The following is a 1647-nucleotide window of genomic DNA, read 5'->3' as shown; positions in this document are numbered from 1 at the left end:
AGTTCCATCGCCTGACGGTCAAATTGACATGCACTCAGATTGCCTCCAACGATCGTTTTGAACCAGAACATGGTGATTTCCGCTAGTGAACGGCGATGATAGCCAGTATTTTGCTGCTACCCTTTGCGTCCATGCTTGCAGCTGTAGCAGAGATTTTATCTCACGGATGACGGGGGCTTGGCTGTTGCCGTGCTGCCAAATCAGCATATCCTGGCGGGGCGGCATCACTAACTTGGCAACTCGCTGAACAACCTCGTCATAACAGTGACGATGGTCGCAGGCTCTATCCGCTGAGACTGGCTCAATGTCTCCTGCCATGGCTTCGAGGCCATTGGTCAAAACCTCACTATCGGGAACGTCATTGGTCATGACCACGGTTGCTAGAATTTCTCCCTTTGCTTCATTGACTCCTAGGTGCTTTTGCGCTGTGGGGGGTATCGCTCACTCATTCTATGCTGACGGGTATTCCATCCCCCTTCGCCATAGACGTTTACCCCAAAGGCAACTGTTGACATGAGTAATTCTTGACGTTGCCGTCCTGCTAGTCGATAGACCGCTTTCACAGTGGCCATCGTCACCATGGCTAGGTCGCTCTAGTACGGTGAGGCTCCTGGTTTGCCGCTCAAGTCTAGTACCAGCCAGTTCTCTAGCACTAATTCGTCAATCCAGCCAGTGAGGCTTCCCTGTTGCTCTAATCCAGCGTTATCCTCAGACCAGTTGCAGATGCGATAGGGAGGGTTTAAGGGTGCGTTTTTGTGTGGTAACCGAAACCATGCCTCTCTCGCCCGCAACCCCTCTTTCAGGCAACAACGTCGAATAAGCCATGAGCATTACCTGAGAGTATGGGCACAAAGCAACTACTAAAGCAACTACTCAGGCTGAGAGGATATTGGAGACTGTGATTTGGATACTGGGGAATACAGTACTAGAAACCCGATCGTCACCTCTGTATACCGCCTCCTCATACAAGCCATCCACCAGGGTTAGCACGGTTATCTTCTGCTCTTGGGGATCCACAATCCAATACTCGGCAATGCCCCTAGCTGCGTATTCAGAGCGTTTGTAGCGATAGTCTCTGATTACGTTGGCCCTGCCTGGTGAGACGACTTCAATCACTGCCAAAGGAGGTGGCATGTCTTGCGTAATGATTCCTCTGGTTCTTCCTGCTAGAGCAGCGCGGCACTCTTCACCTAGAAGGGTTATATCTGGCAAGCGCACAGTTACCCTCCGTCCACTGACCTGTAGTTCTAGGTCTTTATATCGCAACCAAGTCAGAGGCACGACCTTTGCAAATTCAAGTAACAGCCGCAGGGCTACATCACTGTTTTCTAACGGTTCAGATGGCATGTCAATCAACTCTCCATCCACCAACTCGTAGCGGGTATCAGTCCCATCGTCATAGGCGAGATAGTCCTCAATGGTTAAGATCTGGGTTGGGGGTTGAGTAGCTAGAACCATAATGATTGCTCCTGCGTGAGGGTAATCGAGAGCAGGTAGTTAGTTGAATTCTAACTGAGTGGTGCAGCATTGTTGCATGATTGAGAAAAGAGACAAATCTCGACTTAGGGGAAAGTGAGATTAAGCTTTGACCACATAGGTATCTGGTTTAGCGACCTAGATCATGCAACTTAGCGCTGCACCTTTAAT

The 1647-nt window shown here is 50.0% G+C and carries 4 protein-coding genes; all 4 read right to left on the bottom strand.

The window, feature by feature from the left end:
• Positions 1-18 precede the first annotated feature (18 nt).
• A complete protein-coding gene (locus NZ772_18635) occupies positions 19-369 on the bottom strand; it encodes a hypothetical protein (protein MCS6815574.1) in 351 nt (116 codons plus the stop codon).
• 41 nt (positions 370-410) lie between these two features.
• Positions 411-581: a hypothetical protein gene (locus NZ772_18630; protein ID MCS6815573.1), complete on the bottom strand. Its 171-nt coding sequence runs from the start codon at positions 579-581 to the stop codon at positions 411-413.
• Positions 582-593: 12 nt separating this feature from the next.
• Positions 594-791 (bottom strand): hypothetical protein, encoded by a 198-nt coding sequence (locus NZ772_18625; protein MCS6815572.1) that lies wholly within the window; start codon positions 789-791, stop codon positions 594-596.
• Positions 792-873: 82 nt separating this feature from the next.
• Complete coding sequence (locus tag NZ772_18620) at positions 874-1458, bottom strand: Uma2 family endonuclease (protein ID MCS6815571.1); 585 nt, start codon at positions 1456-1458, stop codon at positions 874-876.
• Positions 1459-1647: the final 189 nt, after the last annotated feature.

The sequence above is a fragment of the Cyanobacteriota bacterium genome, from assembly GCA_025054735.1.
GTDB lineage: Bacteria > Cyanobacteriota > Cyanobacteriia > SKYG9 > SKYG9 > SKYG9.
This window is presented reverse-complemented; position numbering and strand designations above follow the sequence as displayed.